This is a genomic window from Rathayibacter sp. AY1F2 (assembly GCF_002930885.1).
Taxonomy (GTDB): domain Bacteria; phylum Actinomycetota; class Actinomycetes; order Actinomycetales; family Microbacteriaceae; genus Rathayibacter.
This window is the reverse complement of the sequence record NZ_PSVG01000002.1, coordinates 248,268-269,746: the sequence shown is the minus strand read 5'-3', so window position 1 is coordinate 269,746 and position 21,479 is coordinate 248,268. Positions and strand designations below refer to the sequence as shown.

Genomic DNA, 21,479 nt, shown 5'->3' with positions numbered 1-21,479 from the left:
AGACGAACAATGCGGTTCCGACGCACGACGGCCCTCCTGGTCGCCGCGAGCCTGACAGCGGGAGGGGCTGCGCTCGGCGCGGCACCCGCACAGGCCGCGGTGCCCAGCCCGGTCCTCTCCTACGACTTCTCCTCGTCCGCCGCCGTCGGCTCCGCCGTGGGCGCGGGCACGACCCTGACCGACTCCGCTGCCGGCCGCTCCGCCACCGTGCGCGGGACCGGAGCGACGACCGTCGCCGGTCCGCGCGGCGGCACCGACCGCGCACTCCGCCTCCCCGGCGGCGCCGCAGGCAGCTCCGCCGCCTACGCCGAGATCGCGCCGGGACTGACCACGGCGGCCACCACCGACGTGACCATGTCTGCCTGGCTGCGCTGGGAGGGGAACCAGAACTGCAGCTGGGCGTACGCGCTCGGGCAGTCGACCGAGCGGTACCTCTTCACCACGCCCCAGTGCGGAAGCAGCCTGATCGGTGCCGTGAAGAACGGCTCGGAGCAGCGCGCGGCCGACTCCGGTCCCGCCGCCACCGGCCGCTGGAGCCACGTCGCCGTGGTCCTGCGCAGCGGCGTCAGCGTCTCGACCTACGTCGACGGCCGGCTCGCCCAGACCACCCCGACCTCCGCGACCGGAGCGGCGACTGTCGGCACCTCCGCCTTCTCCGGCCTCCTCGGCAAGTCGTTCTACGGCCCCGACCCTCTCTTCGCCGGGGCGATGGACGACGTGCACGTCTACTCCTCCGCACTGACCCAGGACCAGGTGCGCGAGGACGCGGCTCCGGCCGCTGCCGCGATCGCTGCATCGGACGCCGCCGCGGCGACCATCGCCGTGACCGGACCCGTCACCAGCGACCTCTCCCTCCCGACCCGCGGCGCGGGCGGCTCCGTCCTCACCTGGGCGAGCAGCGACCCCGCGGTGATCGGCACCGACGGCTCCGTGCGCCGCCCGGCACCCGGCTCGGCGAACGCCACCGTGACCCTGACCCCGACCGCGACGTTCGCCGGATCCGCCGCCACCGGCACCGCGCGAACCGTCACCGTCGCCGCCGACACCGAGGCCGACGCCACGGCGCGCCTGCGCACCGCCCTCGTCGTCCCGCCGACCGTCGCCTCCGGAACCGCTCTTCCCACGGTCGCCGGCTACACCGTGTCGTGGAGCGCGGACGGTGCCGGCCTGTCCGGCAGCCGCCTCGTGAACGACTCGGCGACCGACCGGGCACTCGCGCTCACCGCCTCCGTGAAGGTCGGCGCCACCACGCTGACGAAGACCTTCCGCACCACCGTCCTCAGCGCCTCCACGGCGAAGACCGTGGTGTCGTACACCCGGACGCCGACCGGCGAGGACAAGGCGAACCAGGACACGATCGCCCGCGGCCTCCACCTGGCACTCGGCTCGTCCGTCGCCGACGCAGCACCGCTCTCGGGTAACTCGGGAGTCCTCTTCGCCGACGGGGTCTTCCTCGGAACCGACAAGGCCGACAACCGCGGCCTCGCGAACCCCTCGCTGTTCACCTTCGCCGACGGCACCGTCGGCGTGATCGCCACGCGCGTCCTGCAGTCGGGCGCGTCCGACGGCACCGGGGCCTCGAGCGCTCTGATCTTCAAGGCCACGGACGCCACCGCGTCCGACTTCACCGAGCTCGGCCTCATCGACCTCGGCACCACCGGCGGCGTCGTCGCGCCGAAGGCCGTCTTCGACACGGACCAGAACCGCTACCTCGTCTCCTGGACGGACTCCTCCGGGGCGGCGAAGTACACGACCGTCACTGACCTCGCCCGCACCGAGCTCCGCGCGCAGGCGTTCTGGCCGAAGGACGGCGGCCGTCGCAGCGTCGTCGTGACCGACGGGAACCGCGGTGCGGTCCTCGGTGGAAGCCCCGCCACCGTCGCCGCTCCCGACCTCTCCGGAGTCTCGGGCCGCGTCGCCGACGCTCTGCCGGGCGGCGCGCTGACCGTCTCCGGCTCCGTCGCCGACTCGCTCGTGAAGAAGTTCGGCCGCACGGTCAACACCGGATCCTCGGTCGCACCGCAGACGATCGATCAGGGCGACACCTCCGCCTTGTCCGGAGTGAAGGCGCAGCTCTCCTACAACGACGGCTCGACCGGCAGCCTCGGCATCGACTGGAACCAGCAGCAGCTCGCCGACCTCGCCGCGAAGGGCCCGGGAACGTACGACCTCTCCGGGACCGTCCGCCAGCGGCAGTACAACGAGCCGTTCGCCTACAACCGCGCGGATCCGACGATCTACCGCTACGAGCGCAACGGGAAGACGCAGTACCTCTTCACCGCCACGGACGACACGAACAACAACAACGTCGCCTCGCAGCACCTGCCGATCCGGGTCGCCGACAGCATCGACCAGCTCAGCGACGACAACGGCGGACGGGCCCGTGAGGTGGACCTCCTCAACCGCACCACGCGGATGGACCGCACCGCCGAGGGCAAGGTGATCGCGGGCTGCTACTGGGCCCCCGAGATCCACGAGATCGGCGGCAAGCTCTCCATCCTGTTCGCCCCGTGCTTCAACCCGGACAACGACCAGTCGAACCAGAACGGTCAGTGGTTCACGGTGCAGGCGCACATCATGCAGCTGCGCGACGGCGGAGACCCCGCGAACCCCTCCGACTGGAGCGCGCCGCGCGCCGTCGTGAAGAGCGATGGGAGCGCCCTCGGACGCCCCGGCACGGGACGCAACATCAGCCTCGACATGACCTACTTCGAGTCCGGTGGAACTGCGTACTACGCCTGGTCCCAGCGCTACGTCGACAACGGAGTGAGCGACCCGGCGACCTGGATCGCCAAGGTCGATCCCGCGAACCCCACCCGCGTCATCGGCGAGCCGACCCCGATCATCGTGCCCTCGCTGACGTTCGAGGACCACCTGTCCGAGGGAGCGTTCGCGATCCAGCGCGACGGGAGGATCACGCTCGTCTACTCCAGCAGCGGCGTCAGCCCGAAGTACATCGTGGGCGGCGCCTGGGCGAAGGAGGGCAGTGACCTGACCGACATCGCGAGCTGGACCAAGTACGACGCCCCGCTCCTGCAGAGCGTTCCCATGCCCGACGGCGTCCTCGACTACCGCACCTACGAGCAGGGTCCCGGCCACGGAGCCGTCACCCAGGACGAGGACGGCAACGACGTGTACGTCTACCACACCTGGGGCAACGGAGTCGGGGGTGACGGCCGCGACACCCGTCTCGCCCGCATCCACTACGCCGCCGACGGCCGGCCGGTCTTCGATCTGACGCCGACGGAGGAGGTCGCACCCGCGAACCGGACTGTGACCGCGAAGGTCACCGTCACGTCGCCGCTGACCGTGACAGCCACGGCGTCGACCCGCTGCGTCAGCGGGAAGGTCGTCCTGACCACTGTGGTCAAGAACGACAGCCGCTCGATCATGGACATCACGACGGTCACCGCCTTCGGCTCGAAGACCGTGACCGGAGTCGCGCCGGGAGCGTCCGCCTCGAGCGCCGTCACCACCCGCGCGGTCTCGATCCCCGCGGGGTCGGTGGCCGCGACAGGAAAGGCCGTCGTCGACGGGAAGACGGTCAGCACGCAGACGAGCGTCGACTACCCGGCGCGCAGCTGCCGCTGAGACGGTGAGGGAGCGGGCGCCACGATCGCCCGCTCCCTCGTCGTCCCGCCCCCGACCGGCACTGCGCCGCCCTGCAGTGCTGCCACCTCAGAAGGACGACCGACGAGATGCACCACAGAGTGAGAACCAGGACCGTCCCGACCACCGGGCTCGTGCTGACGAAGGTCGTGCAGTCGCACCCCCTCACCGAGGAGAAGGGCGACGGAGCGGCCGGGAGCGCAGCTGCCGTCGGAGGACACGACCTCCTGCTGATCAACGGCAACGCCCTCCCTCTCTCCTAAGTCCCCCTGAGCGGTACGGGTGGGTCCACGGCCCTGATCGCCCGACGATCCCGCCGAGCCGACCTCACCACCGGCTGCAGACCGGGGTGGTGATCGGGCCGGATTCTGCTGTCCGGGCCGATCGCTGATGCGTGGAGCTCTCCTGAGGCGACTCCCGGACGCGCGCCGGCGGTGACCGGCCCAGCCCCTTCCTCCCGATGCAGCAGGAGACCGCCGTTCCCCCGGAGATACCCGTGATGCGCCTCGATCGATTCCTCGCGTCCCTGGCACGCTCTGCGCGGTGCACGAACCGCTGCGGAGCCTGCGGGCTCGACTGCAGCATCGATGTCTTCATCCTGATCGCGCTCGCGACCGGAGAGAACCGCGACGAGACCCGCCTGCGAGCAGTCCTCGACCTCCGCTCCGGCGACCGTGTCGAGGTCCTCGAGGTGCGCAAGCGGCTCCTCCGGCTCTCCCGCCGGGGCCTGGTGCTCCTGGAGAGAGGCAGGAGGACCGCACTGCAGCGCATCGAGCGCTTCTCGATCACGCGCGACGGCCGGGCCTTCCTGGCGTCCCACGCGAGAGCGCTGGACCTCCTCGCCGAGGAGATCCACGTCGCGCTGCTGTCCCGCTGACGAGCGGAGTGCCTGTGCGGGCGCACGCGGGACGTCTCCTGGTCGGCCGTCGTCGGACCGGTCGTGTCGGTGACGCTCCACGTGGCGCGACTTCGACATGGACGTCGCCTCCGGCTGCGTCCTGAGCGCTCCGGGGCAGCACGAGGCGTCGCCGACCATCCTGGGCGCCGCGTTCGCGACCGTGCTGCCGTGGCGCGAGGCGGTGGCGGCGCTCCTCGAGGACGCCGTCGCTGCTGCATCCTCAGCAGTGTGAGGCGGGCGGGGGACCCGCCTCACGCCGGAACGCGCCCTTCGTGCATCACCCCGTGCTGGAGAGCTGGATGATCTCGGAGATCACCGCGGCTCGAGTGTCGTCCGGTATCCGATCGCCTCCGAGGGAGTGGTGTGACCACAGGCCGTCAGCCGCAAGGCAGGCGATGAACTGGCGGAGAGTGATCGGATCGGTCGCGGTCTCCTCTGCGGAGGGCGTCCACCTTCGGCGCACCTCCGCTACCGGCGCTCGGAGAGCGGTGTCGCTGCCCGTGGCCTGGAGGAGTCCGATCTGCATGTGCGTCGACGGCGTCAGGGCGACGGTGACGTAGGCACTCACGCGCTCCGTCAAGGTGGCCTCGTCCGCCGTCTTCCCCGCGACGTCGATCAGCTGGGCTTCCCAGCCGGCCGCGACGTGCTCCTGGAGAGCATGGGCGAGATCGGCTCGATCGCGGAAGTGGTACATCATTCCACCGCGTGTCAGCCCAGCCTCTTCGGCAGTCGCTTCGAGCGTGACGCGAACAGAACCTTCCCTCGCCGCGACACGGACCGCTGCGTCGAGGATCCGAGTCCGGTTGTTGGGTCGCGTCGCGCGAGGAGACGTCCGAGGAGAGGGCAGGACCCCCTCACCGCTGGGCGGGTTCGGTTCCATGTCGTGATCGATTCCGCCGCTCCCTCGGTCCGAGTGAGCGGCTAGGGACGGCGGGTGCTGCGGCGCCCGGAGGGTGTCGACGCGTCACCGCACGAGCGGGTGCGACAGCGTCGGCCGCCAGTCTGCCATCCTCTCCTGCCGACGTCGGAAGGTGAGGCCCGACCCCCTCGGTGTCGAATCGTCCTGACGACGGACTGCACCCGGAGGGATGGCTGTCGCGATCGATGAATCAGGGAGATACAGTACATTCATGATTGTAAAGTTATGGTACCGTGATCGCCTGCCCAGCTTCGGAGCTGCGGGCGGTCAGATGCACTGCCGGTGCGGGATCCGAGGCTGAAAACCTCCAGCAACTTCATTCCTCAGAAGCCTGGAGGTTTCTTCATGTCCAGAATCGCGGACAAGCCGAACGCCCGCTGGTGGGCGCTCGCCGTTCTCGCCATGACCCAGCTCGTCGTCGTCCTCGACACGATGATCGTCACCATCGCCCTGCCTCAGGCCCAAGTGGATCTCGGGATGAGTGACAGCCTGCGCCAGTGGGTCGTCACCGCCTACGCCCTCGCCTTCGGAGCACTTCTCCTTCTGGGCGGTCGGATCGCCGATTACTGGGGCCGCAAGCGCACCTTCATGGTCGGAATGATCGGCTTCGGAGCGGCCTCGCTCTGGGCCGGACTGTCGCAGAGCGGCATGGAACTCGTCATCGCTCGCGGCGTCCAGGGCGCCTTCGCGGCGCTGCTCGCCCCCGCCGCGCTCGCCATGCTCACCGTCACGTTCACCCACGGCAAGGAGCGCAATCTCGCCTTCGCCGTCTTCGGCACGGTCGCCGGATCCGGAGCCGCCATCGGCCTGATCCTGGGCGGCGTGCTCACCGAATTCACCGACTGGCGCTGGTGCCTCTTCGTCAACCTCATCTTCGTCGCCTTCGGCCTCGTCGGCGGGGCTCTCGTGCTTCGCGAGAGCAAAGCAGAAGGAGACAACCGCTACGACGTCTGGGGAACCGTCACCGTGACCCTGGGACTGGGCGCGATCGTCTACGGGTTCACCCGAGCCGAGCACGGATGGGGCGCGATCGACACCGTCGCCTTCCTCGCACTCGGCATCGTCCTGCTGACCGTCTTCGTGCTCATCGAACGCAAGGTCGACCAGCCGTTGCTGCCCCTGCGCGTCATCCTGCGTCGTGTGCGAGGCGGCGCGATCCTGATCCAGGCCGCCAATGGCGCCGTGATGATCGGGGCCATCCTCTATCTCGCGTTCTACTTCCAGATCGTGCTCGGAATGGGACCGCTGATGGCAGGGCTCGCGAACCTCGCCATGACCGTCGCGATCATGGCGTTCTCGCCCGTCACCACGAAGATCCTCAACACGTTCGGCCCCCGACCCCTGATGATCGTCGGGCCGCTCGTCTCGGCAGCAGGGCTCTTCCTGCTCCTCGGCATCACCCCGGACGGAAACTACTTCCTCCAGGTCCTGCCCGCCCTGGTCGTGCTCGGAATCGGACTCTCCATGCTCTTCGTGCCCGTCCAGAACCTCGCCCTTCTCGGGGTCGAGAACGAGGACGCCGGAGTGGCCTCCGCCGTCGTCAACTCCGTCTTCCACATCGGCGGGTCCATCGGTCTCGCGGTGTTCACCGTGTTCTACGCGAGCACCGCGGACTCCGCCATCGCGTCCGGAACGGCCGAGCTCACCGCATTCACCGACGGCTACAAGGCCGGGTTCCTGGCCGCAGCAGTGACCATGGTCGCCGCCTCTCTCACCGGATTCCTCCTCATCCGAGGGAAGAAGGAAGATCTGAACCCCGCCTGGGACGAGGCGGAGGCCGCCCTCGTCCACTGAGACGATGCCGAAGGGGCGGGCCGGTTCGTGCAGCAGCGGCAGACCGGCTCGCCTCTTCCCGTCCGACTCACGACACCCCGTACGTCGCCGACCGACGACCTCCCCTCGATGGGGAGTCGTTCGTGGATCGCAACGGTCCGGTCGTCCGACGCGGCCGCGTCATCCGGTGGGTCCTCTCCCGCGATGCCGGCTGCACCGCCGAGATCATCGAGGGTCGCGACCCGGTCGCCCGGCACATCATCGCAGACCGGAACGACGACGCCCGGCCGCCCTCAGGTGAGGGGCGGCCGGGCGTCGTCGGTCGGAGGACCCGGTCAGGTCAGCCGCAGCGGAGCGCCGGGTAGGCGGCGCTCACGGGAGCGGAGGCGCTGCCGACGGTGGCGACCCCCTGGACGGTGCCGGCGGTGACCGAGGCGGCCCGCGTGGTCACGGCCAGCGAGGCGGTCCGGCCCGCGTCGATCTGCTGGGTCTTCGCGCCCCACAGGGTGTTCCAGCGGAGGTCTGCGGTCGACGCGGCCTTGTTGACGGTGGTCAGCGTGACCACCACCTTGCCCGCGACGCAGCGAGCCGCTGCAGTGGCGGTGACGGGCACAGCCGGCGCCTTCACGGTGATCGTCGCCGTGACGGTGCGGTTGGCCGAGGCCACCTCCTGCTCCTTCGAGAGCGAGAGGTCGAGCCGGCCGCTCGCGCGGATGTTCACGCCCTTGAACCAGGTGTTGCGGTCCGAGTCGAACAGGCCGCCCGCGTTCTGCGGGTCGGTCGCCGTGTGCGGGTCCGGGTAGGGGCGGGCGTGGTAGGCGAGGAGCAGGTTGCCCGACTCGTCCTCGACGAACGAGTTGTGCCCGGTGCCGGCCTGCTGGCGCGAGAAGTACTGCGTCTCGTCCGCGCCGAGGCGGCCCAGGTAGGTGTCCTCGGTGTCCAGCACGGGGAACGCGGTCTGCGTCCACGTCGCGGGATTGAGGAGGTCGGCACTCGCGTCGGCCGTGAGCAGGCCGAGCGAGTAGTACTTGTCGACCGTTCCGCCCGAGTAGGTGAGGTACATGCGTCCTCCCTTGGACACGATGAACGGCGCCTCGACGACGCCCTGGTCGTTGCCCTCGGTGGTGTCGGACGGGGTCGGCGAGCGCTTGCCCGACTCCCACGGCTGGCTCTCGCCGTAGATGCGGGTGACCGCACCGGTGACCAGCGGGACGGTGCCCTTGGGCCCCATCGTCGCCTTGGCGAGGGAGAGCGTGTTGCCGTTGGGCAGGACCCAGTAGCCCTGGGTGGCGCCGTTCTCCTGGCGGTCGATGTAGCTGACGTCGAAGGCCGCGCCCTCGAGGACGACCGGCTCGCCCCACTTCGTCTGGTCGAGGAATCCGCCCTCGGCGATCGAGGCGTCGGTCCCGGTGTAGGGGATCAGGACGGTGTTGTCGCACCAGCCGCCCACAGGCGCGTAGCCCTTGTTCATGCCGGCGACGATCCACCAGGTGCCGTTGATCTTGTGGAACTCCTGCGCCCAGATGTATCCGCCCCAGCCGTAGAAGGTGTTCGGGTACTGGCTCTGGCGACCGGGCGTGCCGGCGTCGGGGTCGATCACGATCTGCTCGGGAGCGGAGTCGAGACCGGCGATGGTCTTCGAGCGCTTGAGGCCGATCTTGCGGTAGCTGGAGCTCTCCTCGATCGGGCCGAGCGAGTCCTGACCGTAGTGCGAGCCCGTGAGGTAGTAGTAGCCGTCGTCCTCGTTGAAGAAGACGTGCGGATCCGCGCGGGCCTCGTTGACCATCGCCTCGGGGTCCTGCTGGACGGAGCCGGTGACCCGGTAGGTCCCGGGACGCGAGGTGTCGACGGCGGTGGTCAGATCGTCCTGCCAGTCGACGTTGAGCGACTTGGTCGAGCCGTCGTTGTACTCCATCACGGCCTGCCCCGGGAGCGCTGCGGCGATCGCAGCGGATCCGGCGCCGGAGTCGACGGAGCCGCTGAGCGACTTCACACCGGTGTTCTTCAGGTCGACGTACTCGCGGTAGAACGTGCTGAACTCGGTCGAGGTCAGCGCCGTCTCGCCGGCCTGGCCCTGGGTGAACCCGGCAGGGAGACCCGAGCCCTGGACACCGGGGACGCGGGCGTCGGCGCGGGTGGTCGCTCCGGGAGCGGTGCCGGAGGCGAGGTCCGTGAACAGCGTCACGCGGCCCTCGGTGGTGAGCAGATCGGTCCAGAACAGCTTGTAGACGCCGAGGGCGGAGTCGAAGACGATCCGCGGGTCGGTCACGACCGAGCCCGGCGCGACCCGGAGGACGCGCTGGTCGCGGAACGTGCGGCCGTCGGCGGAGCTCCAGAGGTAGACGGAGTCCGTGGCGTTGTTCTGCGACGAGACCGCGCCGAGCGAGCCGTCCTTCGAGCGGAACAGCAGCGGCGAGCCCATCTGGGCGTTCGGGCGCTGCGCCTGATCGCCGTCCTTGAGGACGGAGAGGATCGACTGCGAGCGGTTCAGCGGCTCCCAGGTGGTCGCGCCGGCGGGCAGTGCGGCCGTGAAGAGCGAGTCCGCGCGGCGGTCGTCGTTGTACGCCAGCGGGTCGTCCTTCACTCCGTTCGTCGTGGTGACGGTCTTGACGGAGGTGGCGATGCGCCCGCCGGGCACGGCGAGGGTGCTGTCCCACGCGTAGGTCTGCCCGGCGACGGCTGCCTGGAGGCGGACGGCGACGGGAGCGGTGAGGCCCGAGAGGTTCACGGCGCCGGTGGAGGAGACGCGCGCGGCGCCGGCGCCGGAGGCGGTCCACGTCACGGTGTTCCCGAGGACCTGCGCGGGCAGGTCGCCGAGCACGGTCGTGGGGACGTCGAGGGCGGCGCGCAGGTCGGTCGCCACGGTGCTGCTCGTCGCGCCCAGCTCGGCCCCGGTCAGGGCGCGGTCGTAGACGCGCAGATTGTCGAGGAGTCCGGTGAAGTACTCCCCGCCGCCCCAGTTGGCCTTGCCGATCTGCAGGACTCCGCCGGTCGATCCGAGGACCGTCGCGAGCGAGGGGCCGGCCGTCGTGACGGCGACGGGCTTCGCGTCGACGTAGAGGCGGGCGGTGCCGGCGCTCAGCACGAGATCGACGTGCTTCCACTCCGTGCTGCTCGGGCCGGTGAGGTTGCCCGAGGAGTCGCGGGCGCCGCTGTTGGCGTACCGCTCGACGGTGATGCCGTTCGTCCTGTCGAGGACGCCGACGTACTTCTCCTGGGCGTAGTCCTGGGTCGCGGCCGAGCGAGCGGCGAAGACCGACCAGCCGACGTTGTCCGCGGCGGCGGGCTTGGAGTCGTACGACAGAGTGACGGAGTCGCGACCCTTCAGCAGCGGCTGCCCGTCGGTCGCGGTGAGGTCGAGCCAGAACGAGGACGACAGCGAGACGGCGCTGCCCTGCCCGGTGCGGCCGGCGACGAGGGTCGGCGTGCCCTTCACGGCGGCGCGGGTCGATCTGTCGGTGAAGGCGCCTCCGCTCGGGGCGGTGTCGAAGGTGAAGTCCGCGAGCAGGCTCTGCGCGGGAGTGGTCGCCGCTGTCGCGGCGACGGCGACCGGCACGGCGGCGCCGGCGGCGAGGGCGATCGTCGCGGATGCGGCGAGGGTGGCGGCGAGCAGGCGCGAGGGCCTGCCTCCGCCCGGGGGTCGTGACGTCATCGTCGACGTGTCCTCTCGGGTTCTGCAGCGAACCGGTGGGCGGACGGGGGATCCCGCCTGCGGTGTGGTCTTCGCACGGTACCGGCGATTGTTCACGGTAACAAGGGAGCACGACCGACAGTTGCGAAATTCCCACACCCGTCGGTCGGCCCTTTCACGCAGAAAGCCGTAGCGGGCGGACCGACAGCTCCGCGCCCGCCCCCGCCCCCGCCCCGCCCGGTCAGTGCCCGCGCGCGATCCACTCCTCGCGGTGCGGCGCCTCCGCTCCGATCGTCGTCGAGTCGCCGTGGCCGGTCCGGACCACCGTCGCGGCGGGCAGCGTCAGCAGGCGCTCCGTGATCGAGTCGATGATCGTCGGGAAGTCGCTGTACGAGCGGCCGGTGGCCCCCGGCCCGCCCTGGAAGAGCGTGTCGCCGGTGAACACCGTGCCGAGCGCCTCGGCGACGAAGCAGACGGCGCCGGGGGTGTGGCCCGGGGTGTGCCGCACCTCGAGCTCGACGCCGGCGACGGGCACGATCCGCCCGTCGACCAGGGCGCCGCTCGGGGCCGTACCGGGGTGCACGGCGTCCCACAGCATCCGGTCGGCCTCGTGGAGCAGCACCGGGGCGCCGGTCGCAGCGCGGACTCCCTCGACCGCGTCGAGGTGGTCGTCGTGCCCGTGGGTCAGCAGCACGGCGAGGAGTCGGCGCTCGCCGACGGCCGCGAGGATCGCGTCCGCGTCGTGGGCGGCGTCGATGACGACGCACTCGGAGTCGTCGCCGACGATCCAGACGTTGTTGTCGACGTCCCAGGTGCCGCCGTCGAGGCTGAAGGTGCCGCTCGTGACGAGCTGCTCGATCCGCGCGCCCATCAGAGCACCACCACCGAGCGGAGCACGTCGCCGCCGGCCATCGTGGCGAAGGCCTCCTCGATGTCCTCGATCCCGATCCGCTCGCTCACGAACTCGTCCAGGGGCAGGCGGCCCTGGAGGTAGAGGCCGGTCAGCATCGGGAAGTCCCTCTCCGGCAGGCAGTCGCCGTACCAGCTCGACTTCAGCGAGCCGCCGCGGCCGAAGACGTCGAGCAGGGGGATCTCGAGCGTCATCTCGGGAGTCGGCACCCCGACCAGCACCACGGTCCCCGCGAGGTCGCGGGCGTAGAACGCCTGGCGCCAGGTCTCGGGGCGGCCCACGGCGTCGATGACGACGTCCGCTCCGAAGCCGTTCGTCAGGGCCTGCACCGCCGCGACGACGCCCGCCTCGTCGAGGCCGCTGGAGTCGATGACGTGCGTGGCGCCGAGCTTCTCGGCCGCGACCAGCTTCTTGGGGTCCCGGTCGATCGCGATGACCGTGCCGGCGCCCGCGAGAGCGGCGCCGACCACGGCGGCCGTGCCGACTCCTCCGCAGCCGATGACCGCGACGGAGTCGCCGCGCGTCACGTTCCCGGTGTTCATCGCCGCGCCGAGGCCGGCCATGATCCCGCAGCCGAGCAGGCCCACCGCGGCGGGGTCCGCCTCCGGATCGACCTTCGTGCACTGCTTCGCGTGCACGAGGGTCTTCTCGGCGAAGGCGCCGATCCCGAGGGCGGGGCTGAGCTCGGTGCCGTCCTCCAGGGTCATCCGCTGAGTCGCGTTGAAGGTGTCGAAGCAGTACCAGGGCTCGGCCCGGGTGCAGGCCCGGCACTCGCCGCAGACCGCGCGCCAGTTGAGGACCACGAAGTCGCCGACCGCGACATGGGTGACTCCCTCTCCGATCGCGCTGACCCGTCCGGCCGCCTCGTGACCGAGGAGGAAGGGGAAGTCGTCGCTGATCCCGCCCTCGCGGTAGTGGAAGTCGGTGTGGCAGACACCGCAGGTCTCGATGTCGACCACGGCCTCGCCCGGGCCCGGGTCGGGGACGACGATGTCGACGAGCTCCACGGGAGCGCCCTTCGACCGGGCGATGACGCCGCGCACAGTGGTGGGCATGGGGGCTCCTTCGACGGGGGCGTGCAGGTCCGCTCCACAGTAACGACCGCGGGAGGCGGGTGCGCCGGGTGGACGCGGGCGCTCCCGCCCTCTCCGGTGCGGGGCCGCCCGCCTCGCGGACCGCGACCCTGACAGTCGGTAGGGTGCGGGCCATGCGCACTCTGTACCCCGAGATCGAGCCCCACGACTCCGGCATGCTCGACGTCGGCGACGGCCACTCGCTCTACTGGGAGGTCTCGGGCAACCCCGAGGGCAAGCCCGTCGTGTTCCTGCACGGCGGCCCCGGAGCCGGCACCTCGCCCGCCCACCGGCGGCTGTTCGACCCCGAGAAGTACCGCATCGTGCTGTTCGACCAGCGGATGTGCGGCCGCTCCACCCCGCACGCCGGCGAGCCGGAGGCCGACCTCTCGACCAACACCACCTGGTACCTGGTCGCCGACATCGAGCGCCTCCGCGAGCACCTCGGCGTCGAGCGCTGGCTCGTGCTCGGCGGCTCCTGGGGCTCGACCCTCGCCCTCGCCTACGCCGAGACCCACCCCGAGCGGGTCAGCGAGATCGTCCTCCGCGGGATCTTCACCCTCCGCCGCGCCGAGCTCGAGTGGTTCTACGAGGGCGGCGCCGCCGCGGTCTACCCGGACCTCTGGGAGGGCTACACCTCCGTCGTCCCGGCCGGCGAGCGGGGCAGCCTCATCGAGGCGTACTACCGCCTGCTCCACGACGCGGACCCCGCCGTGCACGGCCCCGCCGGTGTCGCCTGGACCACCTGGGAGGCGTCGACCATCACCCTCCTGCAGAAGCCGGAGCTGATCGCGGACTGGTCCGATCCCGTCTTCGCGCTCGCCTTCGCCCGCATCGAGAACCACTTCTTCGTGCACAGGGGCTGGTTGGAGGAGGGGCAGCTGATCCGCGACGCCGGCGTCCTCCGCGACATCCCGGCCGTCATCGTGCAGGGCCGCTACGACATGTGCACCCCGGCCTTCACGGCCTGGGACCTGCACCGGGCCTGGCCCGAGGCCGACTTCCGGATGATCGCCGACGCGGGCCACGCCTTCGACGAGCCGGGGATCCTCGACGCGCTGATCGAGGCGACGGACCGCTTCGCGTCCTGACGGGCGGGGCGGTCCGCGCCTCGCGGCCGGGATGCCCGGGCGCCCGTGCCTGAGCGTCCCGCGCCCGGTGCCGTCGTGTCCCGGGAGCGGGTCTACCCTGATCAGATGCGCGCGGACGACGCCTCCGGGATGGAGGACTGGCCCACCGGCCGGCTGCTCTCCACCGCCTCCCGGATGGTCGAGCACGCCTGGCACGGCGCCCTCGCCGAGATCGGCCTCACCCACGCCGGCCTGATCGTGCTGCACCTCCTGCAGGCGGGTCCCGTCGCGCAGAAGGAGCTGGCCGCCGCGGCCCACGTCGAGGTGCAGACCATGTCGCGCACCATCGAGCGCCTCGAGCGCGAGGGCCACGTCTCGCGCACCACGGATCCGTCGGACCGCCGCCGGCAGCTCGTCGCGCTCACCGACGTGGGCAGCGAGGCCTGGCGCCGGGCGCACCGCCTCGAGGTCGACATGTTCCCGGGCTCGCTCGAGCACGGCCCCCTGCGCGAGGCGCTGCTCGAGATCATCCGCTCGGCCAGCGAGTCGCGCTGGGGCTGACCGCAAGCCCGAGCGGAGCCCGTCCGCGGAGCGCTAGCTTCGTCGGCATGACCTTCAACGACGACTCCCAGCTCAGCGGCGGCAAGGTCCGCCGTCGCGGCCGCACCACCGGCATCGCCGTCGGCGGGGGCGCGGTGGGCGTGGTCGTGCTCGCGCTGCTCTCGCAGCTGCTCGGCGTGAACCTCTCGGGCCTCGGCGAGGTGTTCGGCGGAGGCGGGTCCTCGCCGGAGGGCGTCACCTCCACCGCGGTGGCCTGCGACAGCGGCGCCGACGCGAACACGCAGGTCGACTGCCGCCTCGAGGGTGCGGCTGAGTCGCTCGACCGCTACTGGGGCGAGCAGACTCCGACCCTCGGAGTCGCCTACACGACCCCGACCGGCGTCGACCTGTTCGAGGACAGCACCACCACCGGCTGCGGGAGCGCGACCGCCGCGGTCGGCCCGTTCTACTGCCCGCCGGATCGGACGATCTACCTCGACACCGACTTCTTCGACGAGCTGCGCACCCGGTTCGACACCTCGGGCGGATCGCTCGCGCAGATGTACATCCTCGCCCACGAGTGGGGCCACCACATCCAGAACCTGACCGGCGCGATGGAGTCGGCGGACCGCTCCGGCACCGGCCCCGAGTCGGACTCGGTGCGCCTCGAGCTGCAGGCCGACTGCTTCGCCGGAGCCTGGGTGGGCGACGCCTCGACGGTGCCCGACGAGACCGGCACGCCCTACCTCAAGCCGGTGACGGCGCAGGAGTACCAGGACGCGCTCGGCGCCGCGGCCGCCGTCGGCGACGACCGCATCCAGGAGCAGGCCACCGGCACCGTCGATCCGGAGGGGTGGACGCACGGCTCGGCCGAGCAGCGCCAGCGCTGGTTCCAGGCCGGCTTCGAGGGCGACGCCATCGACTGCGACACCTTCGCCGCCGCGCAGCTCTGACCCGGCGCCGCTGAGCGCTCCTCGCCGCTCGATGAGGACCCGCGCGGGTCAGGACACGGAGTCGGCCGGCTCCTCCATGTACCACTCGGTGAACGAGCGCGCCCGCCCGTCAGGGGCGAAGCGGATGACCCAGAGGTTCAGGTAGGTGCGGTCGCCCGGATAGACGGTGCGCGCCTCCACCACGGCGGTCTCCTCCGTCAGCGCGACCAGGCCCCACGCGAACGTCGGGTCGGCGGGCTCCTCCTCCGCCAGCCACCACTCCACGATCGCGTCGCGCGGAGTGATCGCGTCGCGGTGCGGCGCCGTGAAGTACTCGGCGTCCTCGGTGAACAGTGCGGCCACATCGGCCGCGTCGTCCGTGGCCCAAGCCTTCTCGTAGCGGGCGATCCAGCTCTCGATGTCGATCATCCGCCCATCCTCGTCCTGCCCGACGCGCGCGGGAAGGAGAAGGAGGGAACAAAGCGGCGCCCCGCGCCGTTGAGCCCCGAGCCGGTCGAAAGCAGAGCCGAGCGATACGATCCCGCCGACGACGGCCCGCCCGCCGCCGCGGTCCGGGTGCGCGTCCGCCGCCGACACGAAGGACAGCCGTGCCCGACTCCGACAGACGCTCCCTGACCCGCTCGCCGGACCCGCGCCTCATCACCGCCGTCCTCGCCTTCGCGGGGATGAGCGCCTCCTTCATGCAGACGCTGGTCGTCCCGATCCAGTCCGAGCTGCCGACGCTGCTCGGCGCCGACCGCACCGAGACCGCGTGGGTGATCACCGCGACGCTGCTCAGCGCCTGCATCCTCACCCCGGTCTCCGGCCGCCTCGGCGACCTCTACGGCAAGCGGCGGATGGCCGTGGCCGCGCTGGTCGTGCTCGTGATCGGCTCGATCGTGTGCGCCTTCGCGGGGGACGTGTGGACGCTGGTCGTGGGCCGGGCCCTCCAGGGCGCGGTGATGGGCGTCATCCCGCTCGGCATCTCGATCCTCCGCGACACCCTCCACCGCGACCGGCTCCCCGGTGCGATCGCCCTGGTCAGCGCGACCCTCGGCATCGGCGGCGCGCTCGGCCTGCCGCTCAGCGCCCTCATCGCGCAGAACACCGACTGGCACGTCCTGTTCTGGATGTCCGCGGGCCTCGGCGTCCTCGACATCGTCCTCGTCCTCCTGGTCGTACCGGTGTCGACGCTGCGCTCGCCCGGCACCTTCGACGTGGTCGGCACGATCGGCCTCGCCCTCGGACTGAGCGGCGTGCTGATCGCCGTCTCGCGCGGCAACGACTCCGGCTGGACGAGCCCCGCGATCCTGGGCTCCGGCCTCGGCGGCATCGCCGTCCTGCTCCTCTGGGGCTGGTACGAGCTGCGGCAGGAGAGCCCGCTCGTCGACCTCCGGGTGGCCGCCCGCCCCGCCGTGCTCTTCACCAACCTCGCCTCGGTGGCGGTCGGCTTCGCGTTCTTCGGCGCCCAGATCACCCTGCCGCAGCGCCTCGAGCTGCCCGCCGCGTCGGGCGTCGGCTTCGGCCTGAGCCTGATCGTGGCGAGCCTCGTGCTCGCCCCCTCGGGCCTGGCGATGATGGCGACGTCCCCGCTCGCCGCCCGCCTCTCGGCGCAGTCCGGGCCGCGGCTCGTGCTGATCGCCGGCTCCGGGCTGATCGCGGTCTCGTACCTGCTGATCCTCCCGTTCGGCGGCGAGGTGTGGCAGATCCTGGTGATCAACGCCCTCATCGGCGTCGGCCTGGGCCTCGCCTACGCCGCGATGCCGACGCTCATCATGCACGCCGTCCCCGCCTCGGAGACCGCCGCCGCGAACGGGCTGAACTCGCTGATGCGCACCCTCGGCACGACGCTCTCCTCCGCCGTGACCGCGGGCGTGCTCGCGCAGCTGACCGTGTCCGTCGGCGACGTGCAGCTGCCGAGCTCGCAGGGCTTCGAGACCACGTTCGTGATCGGCGCGATCGGAGCGCTGGTCGCCGTCGCCCTCGGCCTGCTCATCCCGCGGGCGCCCCGCCCTGAGGCGCGACCCGCTCTGCCCTGACCGGCCCGCGCGTCGTCGGCCGCGAGTGCTCCTCGCTGAGGAGACCTGGTCGCGGCCGGCGACGCGCGGCCCGCTACTCGTCCTCGAGCAGCATCCGCTCGATCTGCAGCTCGCGCAGCCGCGTCGAGGCCTGCAGGTTCTCGCGCGCGGCGAGCACCAGGCGGCACAGCAGCACCAGCAGCACGATCGCGAGCACCGCGACCGCCGTCACGACGACTCCGTACAGCGCGGTCAGGACTCCCCAGGTCTGGATCATCCCTCGACGCTACGGAGCCGCGCCCGACCTCGCGTCCCCCGCTCGGCGGAGAGCGCGGGGCGGGGCGGGCAGCCGGTGCAGGGGCAGTGGACGCGCAGAGCCCGGCCCGCGAGGGCTCAGCCCGCGAACGCCCCGCGGTACGCCCGCGCCGGGTGCGTCGCCGGCAGCTCGTCCGTCCCGAACAGCTTGCGGCGCAGCGTCCCCTCGGCGTACTCGGTCTGCGCGAGGCCCCGCTCCTGGAGCACCGGCATCACCCGGTCGACGAACTCCTCGTAGCTGCCGGGCAGGATCCAGTTGACGACGTTGATCCCGTCGATCCCCGCGTCGCGCCAGCCCGCCAGGTGGTCGGCGATCTGCTCGGGAGTGCCGACGACCCGTCCGCGCAGCTTCGCCGAGAGCCGGGCCAGGTCGCGGACGGTCGGCTCGCGGTCGGGGGAGGCGTCCCGGATCCACTGCAGGTGGCTCTGGCCGGCGTAGGTCTCGATCGCCGAGAGCGGCAGGTCGGGGTCGAGCTTCTCGCCCGTCGCCGGGTCGAAGCCGAGGTTCGAGTGCACGAGAAAGGCGTCGGAGGAGAGGTACTCGTCGATCTCGCGCTCAGCGCGTCGCGCCTCCTCCTCCGTGTCGCCGGTGATGAAGGAGAGCCCCAGGTAGAAGGAGGGCGCACCCGCTCCGCGACCGGCCGCCGCGGCGAGGGCCCGCGTGTCCTCGATCAGCTCGCGGGTCTTCTCCGGCGACCCCGAGAACACGAACTGCGCCTCCGCGTTCCGCGCGGCGAAGCGCCGGCCCGCGGGGGAGGAGCCGGCCTGGAAGAGCACGGGCGTGCGCTGGGGCGACGGAGCCGAGAGGTGCGGCCCCTGCACGCGGTAGCGCTTCCCGACGTGGTCGATGCGGTGGATGCGCGCCGGGTCGGCGAAGGAGCCGCTCTTGTCGCGCAGGAGCGCGCCGTCGTCCCACGAGCCCTCCCACAGCTTGTAGACCACGTCGAGGTACTCCTGCGCCCAGGCGTAGCGCTCGTCGTGCTCCTCGAGCCGGTCGTAGCCGAAGTTGCGGGCCGCGCCGTCGAGGGCGCTGGTGACGATGTTCCAGGCGATCCGCCCCTTCGAGAGGTGGTCGAGGGTCGAGACCTTCCGGGCGAAGTCGAACGGATGCGACTGCAGCACCGAGCTCGTGAACGCGAAGCCGAGGTGCTCGGTGCTCACCGCCAGGGCCGAGAGCAGCACCGACGGGTCGTTGCTGGGCAGCTGCAGCCCCTCGCGGGCGTTGACGTCCCAGTCGCCGTCCGCCGGACCGTAGAGCCCCGCCACGTCGGCGAAGAACATCGCGTCGAAGCGGCCGCGCTCCAGCGTCCGGGCGAGGTCGATCCAGAGCTGCACGTCGTCGAACTCGTGCTGCCGGGCGTCGGGGTGGCGCCAGAGGCCGTGCTGGATGTGGGAGGCGGTGTTCATGACGAACGCGCAGAAGCGCAGCGGGCGGGGCTCGGTGATCACGCTCCCAGGCTAGGCCGGGCGCCTCCCACCGGTCTCGAACGACTCCGCGCGTAGGGTGTCCGACTGTGGAATCCCGCATCCCCGAACCCGCGCACGCCGTCCCTCCGCTGACGGATGCCGTCGCCGAAGCGCTCGACGCCACCACCGTCGCCGAGATCCGCGCCCTGCGCGACGACTTCGCGCGCTTCATGCTCCAGTACAAGTTCGGGATGGACGAGATCGTCACGAAGGTGTCGATCCTGCAGGAGGAGTTCCGCGAGCTGCAGGAGTACAACCCGATCGAGCACGTCACGAGCCGGCTCAAGTCGGCCGACAGCCTGATCGAGAAGATCGAGCGCAAGGGCTGCGAGACGACCTTCGAGGGCATCGCCGACGCGATCACCGACATCGCCGGCGTGCGGATCACCTGCAGCTTCGTCTCGGACGTCTACCGCGTCTTCGACCTGCTCACCTCGCAGTCCGACGTGACGGTGCTCGAGGTGAAGGACTACATCGCCGAGCCGAAGGAGAACGGCTACAAGAGCCTGCACGCGATCGTCGAGGTGCCCGTGTTCCTCTCCGGCGGATCGGTCGACGTCTGCGTCGAGGTGCAGTTCCGGACCATCGCGATGGACTTCTGGGCGAGCCTGGAGCACAAGATCTACTACAAGTACGACCGCCAGGTCCCGCAGGAGCTCCTCGACGGCCTCGCCGACGCGGCCCGCACCGCCGCCACCCTCGACGCCGACATGGAGCGCCTCCACCGCCAGGTCCGCGGCCCGCTGCCCGGGGCGCGCACCTACGACGTCTGACGCGCCGCCCCACGCCCCCGATCGGGCCGCCCCGACTCCTGCCGATCGAGCACCCCGCGCAGCGGGCCTCTCGAGATCCCCCTACGGAGTCAGCAGCGGCAGCAGCGCCAGCAGCAGCACCGCGGAGCCGTTCAGCGTCGCGTGCGAGACGATCGCCGCTCCGAGCCGCCCGGTGGTCGTCGCGATCCAGCCGTGCGCGAGTCCCGCGGTGACCGTCGTCACGCCGAGCGTCACGATCGTCGCCGGGTTCACCATCTGGTGCCCGTGCAGCAGGGCGAAGACCGCCGTGGACGCCAGGATGCTGAACACCATCGCCCAGACGCGGCGGCCGCGGGTGGGCGGCGCCGACTCCGCGGAGCCCCGGAGCATCCGGTTCCGCACCGCGCGCATCACGACGCCGCGGCAGAGGACCTCCTCGACCAGCGGCGCGACGACGACGGGGATGAGGACCGAGCTCAGCACGAACCACAGCGGATCGGGGTCGATGTCGAGGTTCCCCTGCGCGTCCTGGAGGAGCGGAGCGAACGCGGCGAGCACGAACAGGATCACGACGCGCACCGCGATGCCGAGCCCGATCCCGATGGGCACGTCGATCCAGCGGAACCGCAGCCCGAAGTCGGCCGCCATCGTGCCCAGCCCGCGCAGCCGAGACGCCGCGAACGGCACGATCAGCGCGACGAGGTAGCTCGCGAGCGCCCCCGCGAAGGCGAGTCCGGCGGAGTAGGGGAGCACGCCGAACCCGAACAGCAGGATGAGCACGGCCAGCGGCAGGACGATCCCGACGATCGTGAGCACGGCGGTCGGCAGGCCCCAGCGGACCCGAGGATCGGGCAGGTAGAGGAGGGAGGAGTAGGGCGCGTGGACCGAGGGGAGGGGCTCGGCCGGCCACGACGTCGTCGCAGCGGAGTCGGGCGCGAGCGTCGCGGGATCGGGCGGCGGGAAGGCGTCGGGTTGCATGGCCGGGCCAGCCTACGCAGACCGCCTGGACGGGATCCGGGCCGCAGTCACTGCTCGGCGCGGGCCGGAACGGGAGGGATGTGCGGCAAATCGCGGCGGCGGGGACCTCCGGGTACGAAGAAACCCCCGCCATGTAGAAGCTAGGCGAGGGTTCCAGTGGCTCCGACGGGCGTCGATCCCGTGACCTCACGATTTTCAGTCGTGCGCTCTACCAACTGAGCTACAGAGCCGTTGCGACGTGATGTCGCTGGAGAGGTGATCTCCTGAAAAAGGCCCTTCCTCTCGGAAGGGCCTCTTTGCGACCCTGACGGGACTTGAACCCGCGACCTCCGCCGTGACAGGGCGGCACGCTAACCAACTGCGCTACAGGGCCTCGTTGCGAAGACAAGCATACTGCCTTCGAGGCTGTTCTATTTTCACGCCCCGACCCTCTCGAGCCGGCGCACTTTCCGGTGGTGCTGGTACTTCTGGTGGTGCTGGTAGTACCGACCCATCCGTGACCCCAACGGGATTCGAACCCGTGCTGCCGCCGTGAAAGGGCGGTGTCCTAGGCCACTAAACGATGGGGCCGGAGACTCGCGGGGCGACCCTGCG

The 21,479-nt window shown here is 71.2% G+C and carries 18 protein-coding genes and 3 tRNA genes; 10 read left to right on the top strand and 11 right to left on the bottom strand.

The window, feature by feature from the left end; genetic code table 11:
- Positions 1 to 9: 9 nt before the first annotated feature.
- The 4 genes from C5C54_RS02995 to C5C54_RS17845 all read left to right on the top strand — a co-directional run bounded on the left by C5C54_RS02995 (position 10) and on the right by C5C54_RS17845 (position 4,739).
- Positions 10 to 3,591 carry a family 43 glycosylhydrolase gene (locus tag C5C54_RS02995; protein ID WP_104287751.1) on the top strand — a complete coding sequence of 1,194 codons (3,582 nt, stop codon included), beginning with the start codon at positions 10 to 12 and terminating at the stop codon, positions 3,589 to 3,591.
- Between the two features lie 119 nt (positions 3,592 to 3,710).
- The gene (locus C5C54_RS17850; protein WP_181127841.1) at positions 3,711 to 3,872 is read left to right on the top strand and encodes a hypothetical protein; all 162 of its coding nucleotides are present in this window, start codon (positions 3,711 to 3,713) and stop codon (positions 3,870 to 3,872) included.
- A gap of 236 nt (positions 3,873 to 4,108) precedes the next feature.
- Positions 4,109 to 4,486, top strand: a complete 378-nt coding sequence (locus tag C5C54_RS02990) for a hypothetical protein (protein WP_104287750.1) — start codon at positions 4,109 to 4,111, stop codon at positions 4,484 to 4,486.
- A gap of 97 nt (positions 4,487 to 4,583) precedes the next feature.
- Entirely contained in the window at positions 4,584 to 4,739 is a 156-nt protein-coding gene (locus C5C54_RS17845) for a hypothetical protein (protein ID WP_181127840.1), read from the top strand.
- A 45-nt stretch (positions 4,740 to 4,784) separates the two neighbouring features.
- On the opposite strand, the gene C5C54_RS02985 is transcribed toward C5C54_RS17845, so the two are convergent.
- Positions 4,785 to 5,387 carry a TetR/AcrR family transcriptional regulator gene (locus C5C54_RS02985; protein WP_104287749.1) on the bottom strand — a complete coding sequence of 201 codons (603 nt, stop codon included), beginning with the start codon at positions 5,385 to 5,387 and terminating at the stop codon, positions 4,785 to 4,787.
- Between the two features lie 384 nt (positions 5,388 to 5,771).
- Here C5C54_RS02985 and C5C54_RS02980 point away from each other — a divergent pair, with 384 nt between their 5' ends.
- Positions 5,772 to 7,220: an MFS transporter gene (locus C5C54_RS02980; protein WP_104287748.1), complete on the top strand. Its 1,449-nt coding sequence runs from the start codon at positions 5,772 to 5,774 to the stop codon at positions 7,218 to 7,220.
- A gap of 319 nt (positions 7,221 to 7,539) precedes the next feature.
- Here C5C54_RS02980 and C5C54_RS02970 read toward each other — a convergent pair whose 3' ends face one another.
- From C5C54_RS02970 to C5C54_RS02960, 3 genes are all read right to left on the bottom strand, one after another.
- Positions 7,540 to 10,851, bottom strand: a complete 3,312-nt coding sequence (locus C5C54_RS02970; RefSeq protein ID WP_104287746.1) for a family 43 glycosylhydrolase — start codon at positions 10,849 to 10,851, stop codon at positions 7,540 to 7,542.
- Between the two features lie 220 nt (positions 10,852 to 11,071).
- Complete coding sequence (locus tag C5C54_RS02965; protein ID WP_104224396.1) at positions 11,072 to 11,701, bottom strand: MBL fold metallo-hydrolase; 630 nt, start codon at positions 11,699 to 11,701, stop codon at positions 11,072 to 11,074.
- Positions 11,701 to 12,795 (bottom strand): S-(hydroxymethyl)mycothiol dehydrogenase, encoded by a 1,095-nt coding sequence (locus C5C54_RS02960; RefSeq protein ID WP_104226021.1) that lies wholly within the window; start codon positions 12,793 to 12,795, stop codon positions 11,701 to 11,703. Before C5C54_RS02960 ends, C5C54_RS02965 begins: the two co-directional genes overlap by 1 nt.
- A 152-nt stretch (positions 12,796 to 12,947) precedes the next feature.
- Between C5C54_RS02960 and pip the strand changes: the two genes are divergently transcribed.
- The 3 genes from pip to C5C54_RS02945 all read left to right on the top strand — a co-directional run bounded on the left by pip (position 12,948) and on the right by C5C54_RS02945 (position 15,376).
- Positions 12,948 to 13,904 (top strand): prolyl aminopeptidase, encoded by a 957-nt coding sequence (gene pip, locus C5C54_RS02955; RefSeq protein WP_104226020.1) that lies wholly within the window; start codon positions 12,948 to 12,950, stop codon positions 13,902 to 13,904.
- A gap of 105 nt (positions 13,905 to 14,009) precedes the next feature.
- Positions 14,010 to 14,444 carry a MarR family winged helix-turn-helix transcriptional regulator gene (locus C5C54_RS02950; RefSeq protein ID WP_104247849.1) on the top strand — a complete coding sequence of 145 codons (435 nt, stop codon included), beginning with the start codon at positions 14,010 to 14,012 and terminating at the stop codon, positions 14,442 to 14,444.
- Positions 14,445 to 14,491: 47 nt separating this feature from the next.
- On the top strand, positions 14,492 to 15,376 hold the full coding sequence (locus C5C54_RS02945) for a neutral zinc metallopeptidase (RefSeq protein ID WP_104247848.1): 885 nt from the start codon (positions 14,492 to 14,494) through the stop codon (positions 15,374 to 15,376).
- A 48-nt stretch (positions 15,377 to 15,424) separates the two neighbouring features.
- Here C5C54_RS02945 and C5C54_RS02940 read toward each other — a convergent pair whose 3' ends face one another.
- Positions 15,425 to 15,784 carry a nuclear transport factor 2 family protein gene (locus tag C5C54_RS02940; protein ID WP_104247847.1) on the bottom strand — a complete coding sequence of 120 codons (360 nt, stop codon included), beginning with the start codon at positions 15,782 to 15,784 and terminating at the stop codon, positions 15,425 to 15,427.
- A gap of 179 nt (positions 15,785 to 15,963) precedes the next feature.
- Here C5C54_RS02940 and C5C54_RS02935 point away from each other — a divergent pair, with 179 nt between their 5' ends.
- On the top strand, positions 15,964 to 17,394 hold the full coding sequence (locus C5C54_RS02935) for an MFS transporter (RefSeq protein WP_244230520.1): 1,431 nt from the start codon (positions 15,964 to 15,966) through the stop codon (positions 17,392 to 17,394).
- Between the two features lie 73 nt (positions 17,395 to 17,467).
- Here C5C54_RS02935 and C5C54_RS02930 read toward each other — a convergent pair whose 3' ends face one another.
- Complete coding sequence (locus tag C5C54_RS02930) at positions 17,468 to 17,650, bottom strand: hypothetical protein (protein WP_104224402.1); 183 nt, start codon at positions 17,648 to 17,650, stop codon at positions 17,468 to 17,470.
- Positions 17,651 to 17,766: 116 nt separating this feature from the next.
- Positions 17,767 to 19,095, bottom strand: a complete 1,329-nt coding sequence (locus C5C54_RS02925; RefSeq protein WP_374953130.1) for an NtaA/DmoA family FMN-dependent monooxygenase — start codon at positions 19,093 to 19,095, stop codon at positions 17,767 to 17,769.
- 230 nt (positions 19,096 to 19,325) lie between these two features.
- Here C5C54_RS02925 and C5C54_RS02920 point away from each other — a divergent pair, with 230 nt between their 5' ends.
- Positions 19,326 to 19,928 carry a GTP pyrophosphokinase family protein gene (locus tag C5C54_RS02920; RefSeq protein ID WP_104234325.1) on the top strand — a complete coding sequence of 201 codons (603 nt, stop codon included), beginning with the start codon at positions 19,326 to 19,328 and terminating at the stop codon, positions 19,926 to 19,928.
- Between the two features lie 81 nt (positions 19,929 to 20,009).
- On the opposite strand, the gene C5C54_RS02915 is transcribed toward C5C54_RS02920, so the two are convergent.
- The 4 genes from C5C54_RS02915 to C5C54_RS02900 all read right to left on the bottom strand — a co-directional run bounded on the left by C5C54_RS02915 (position 20,010) and on the right by C5C54_RS02900 (position 21,455).
- Entirely contained in the window at positions 20,010 to 20,885 is an 876-nt protein-coding gene (locus tag C5C54_RS02915; protein ID WP_104287745.1) for a CPBP family intramembrane glutamic endopeptidase, read from the bottom strand.
- 157 nt (positions 20,886 to 21,042) lie between these two features.
- Positions 21,043 to 21,115: transfer RNA gene (locus tag C5C54_RS02910), tRNA-Phe, on the bottom strand.
- A gap of 69 nt (positions 21,116 to 21,184) precedes the next feature.
- A tRNA-Asp gene (locus C5C54_RS02905) sits at positions 21,185 to 21,258 on the bottom strand.
- Between the two features lie 124 nt (positions 21,259 to 21,382).
- Positions 21,383 to 21,455 (bottom strand) — tRNA-Glu (locus C5C54_RS02900).
- Positions 21,456 to 21,479 lie beyond the last annotated feature (24 nt).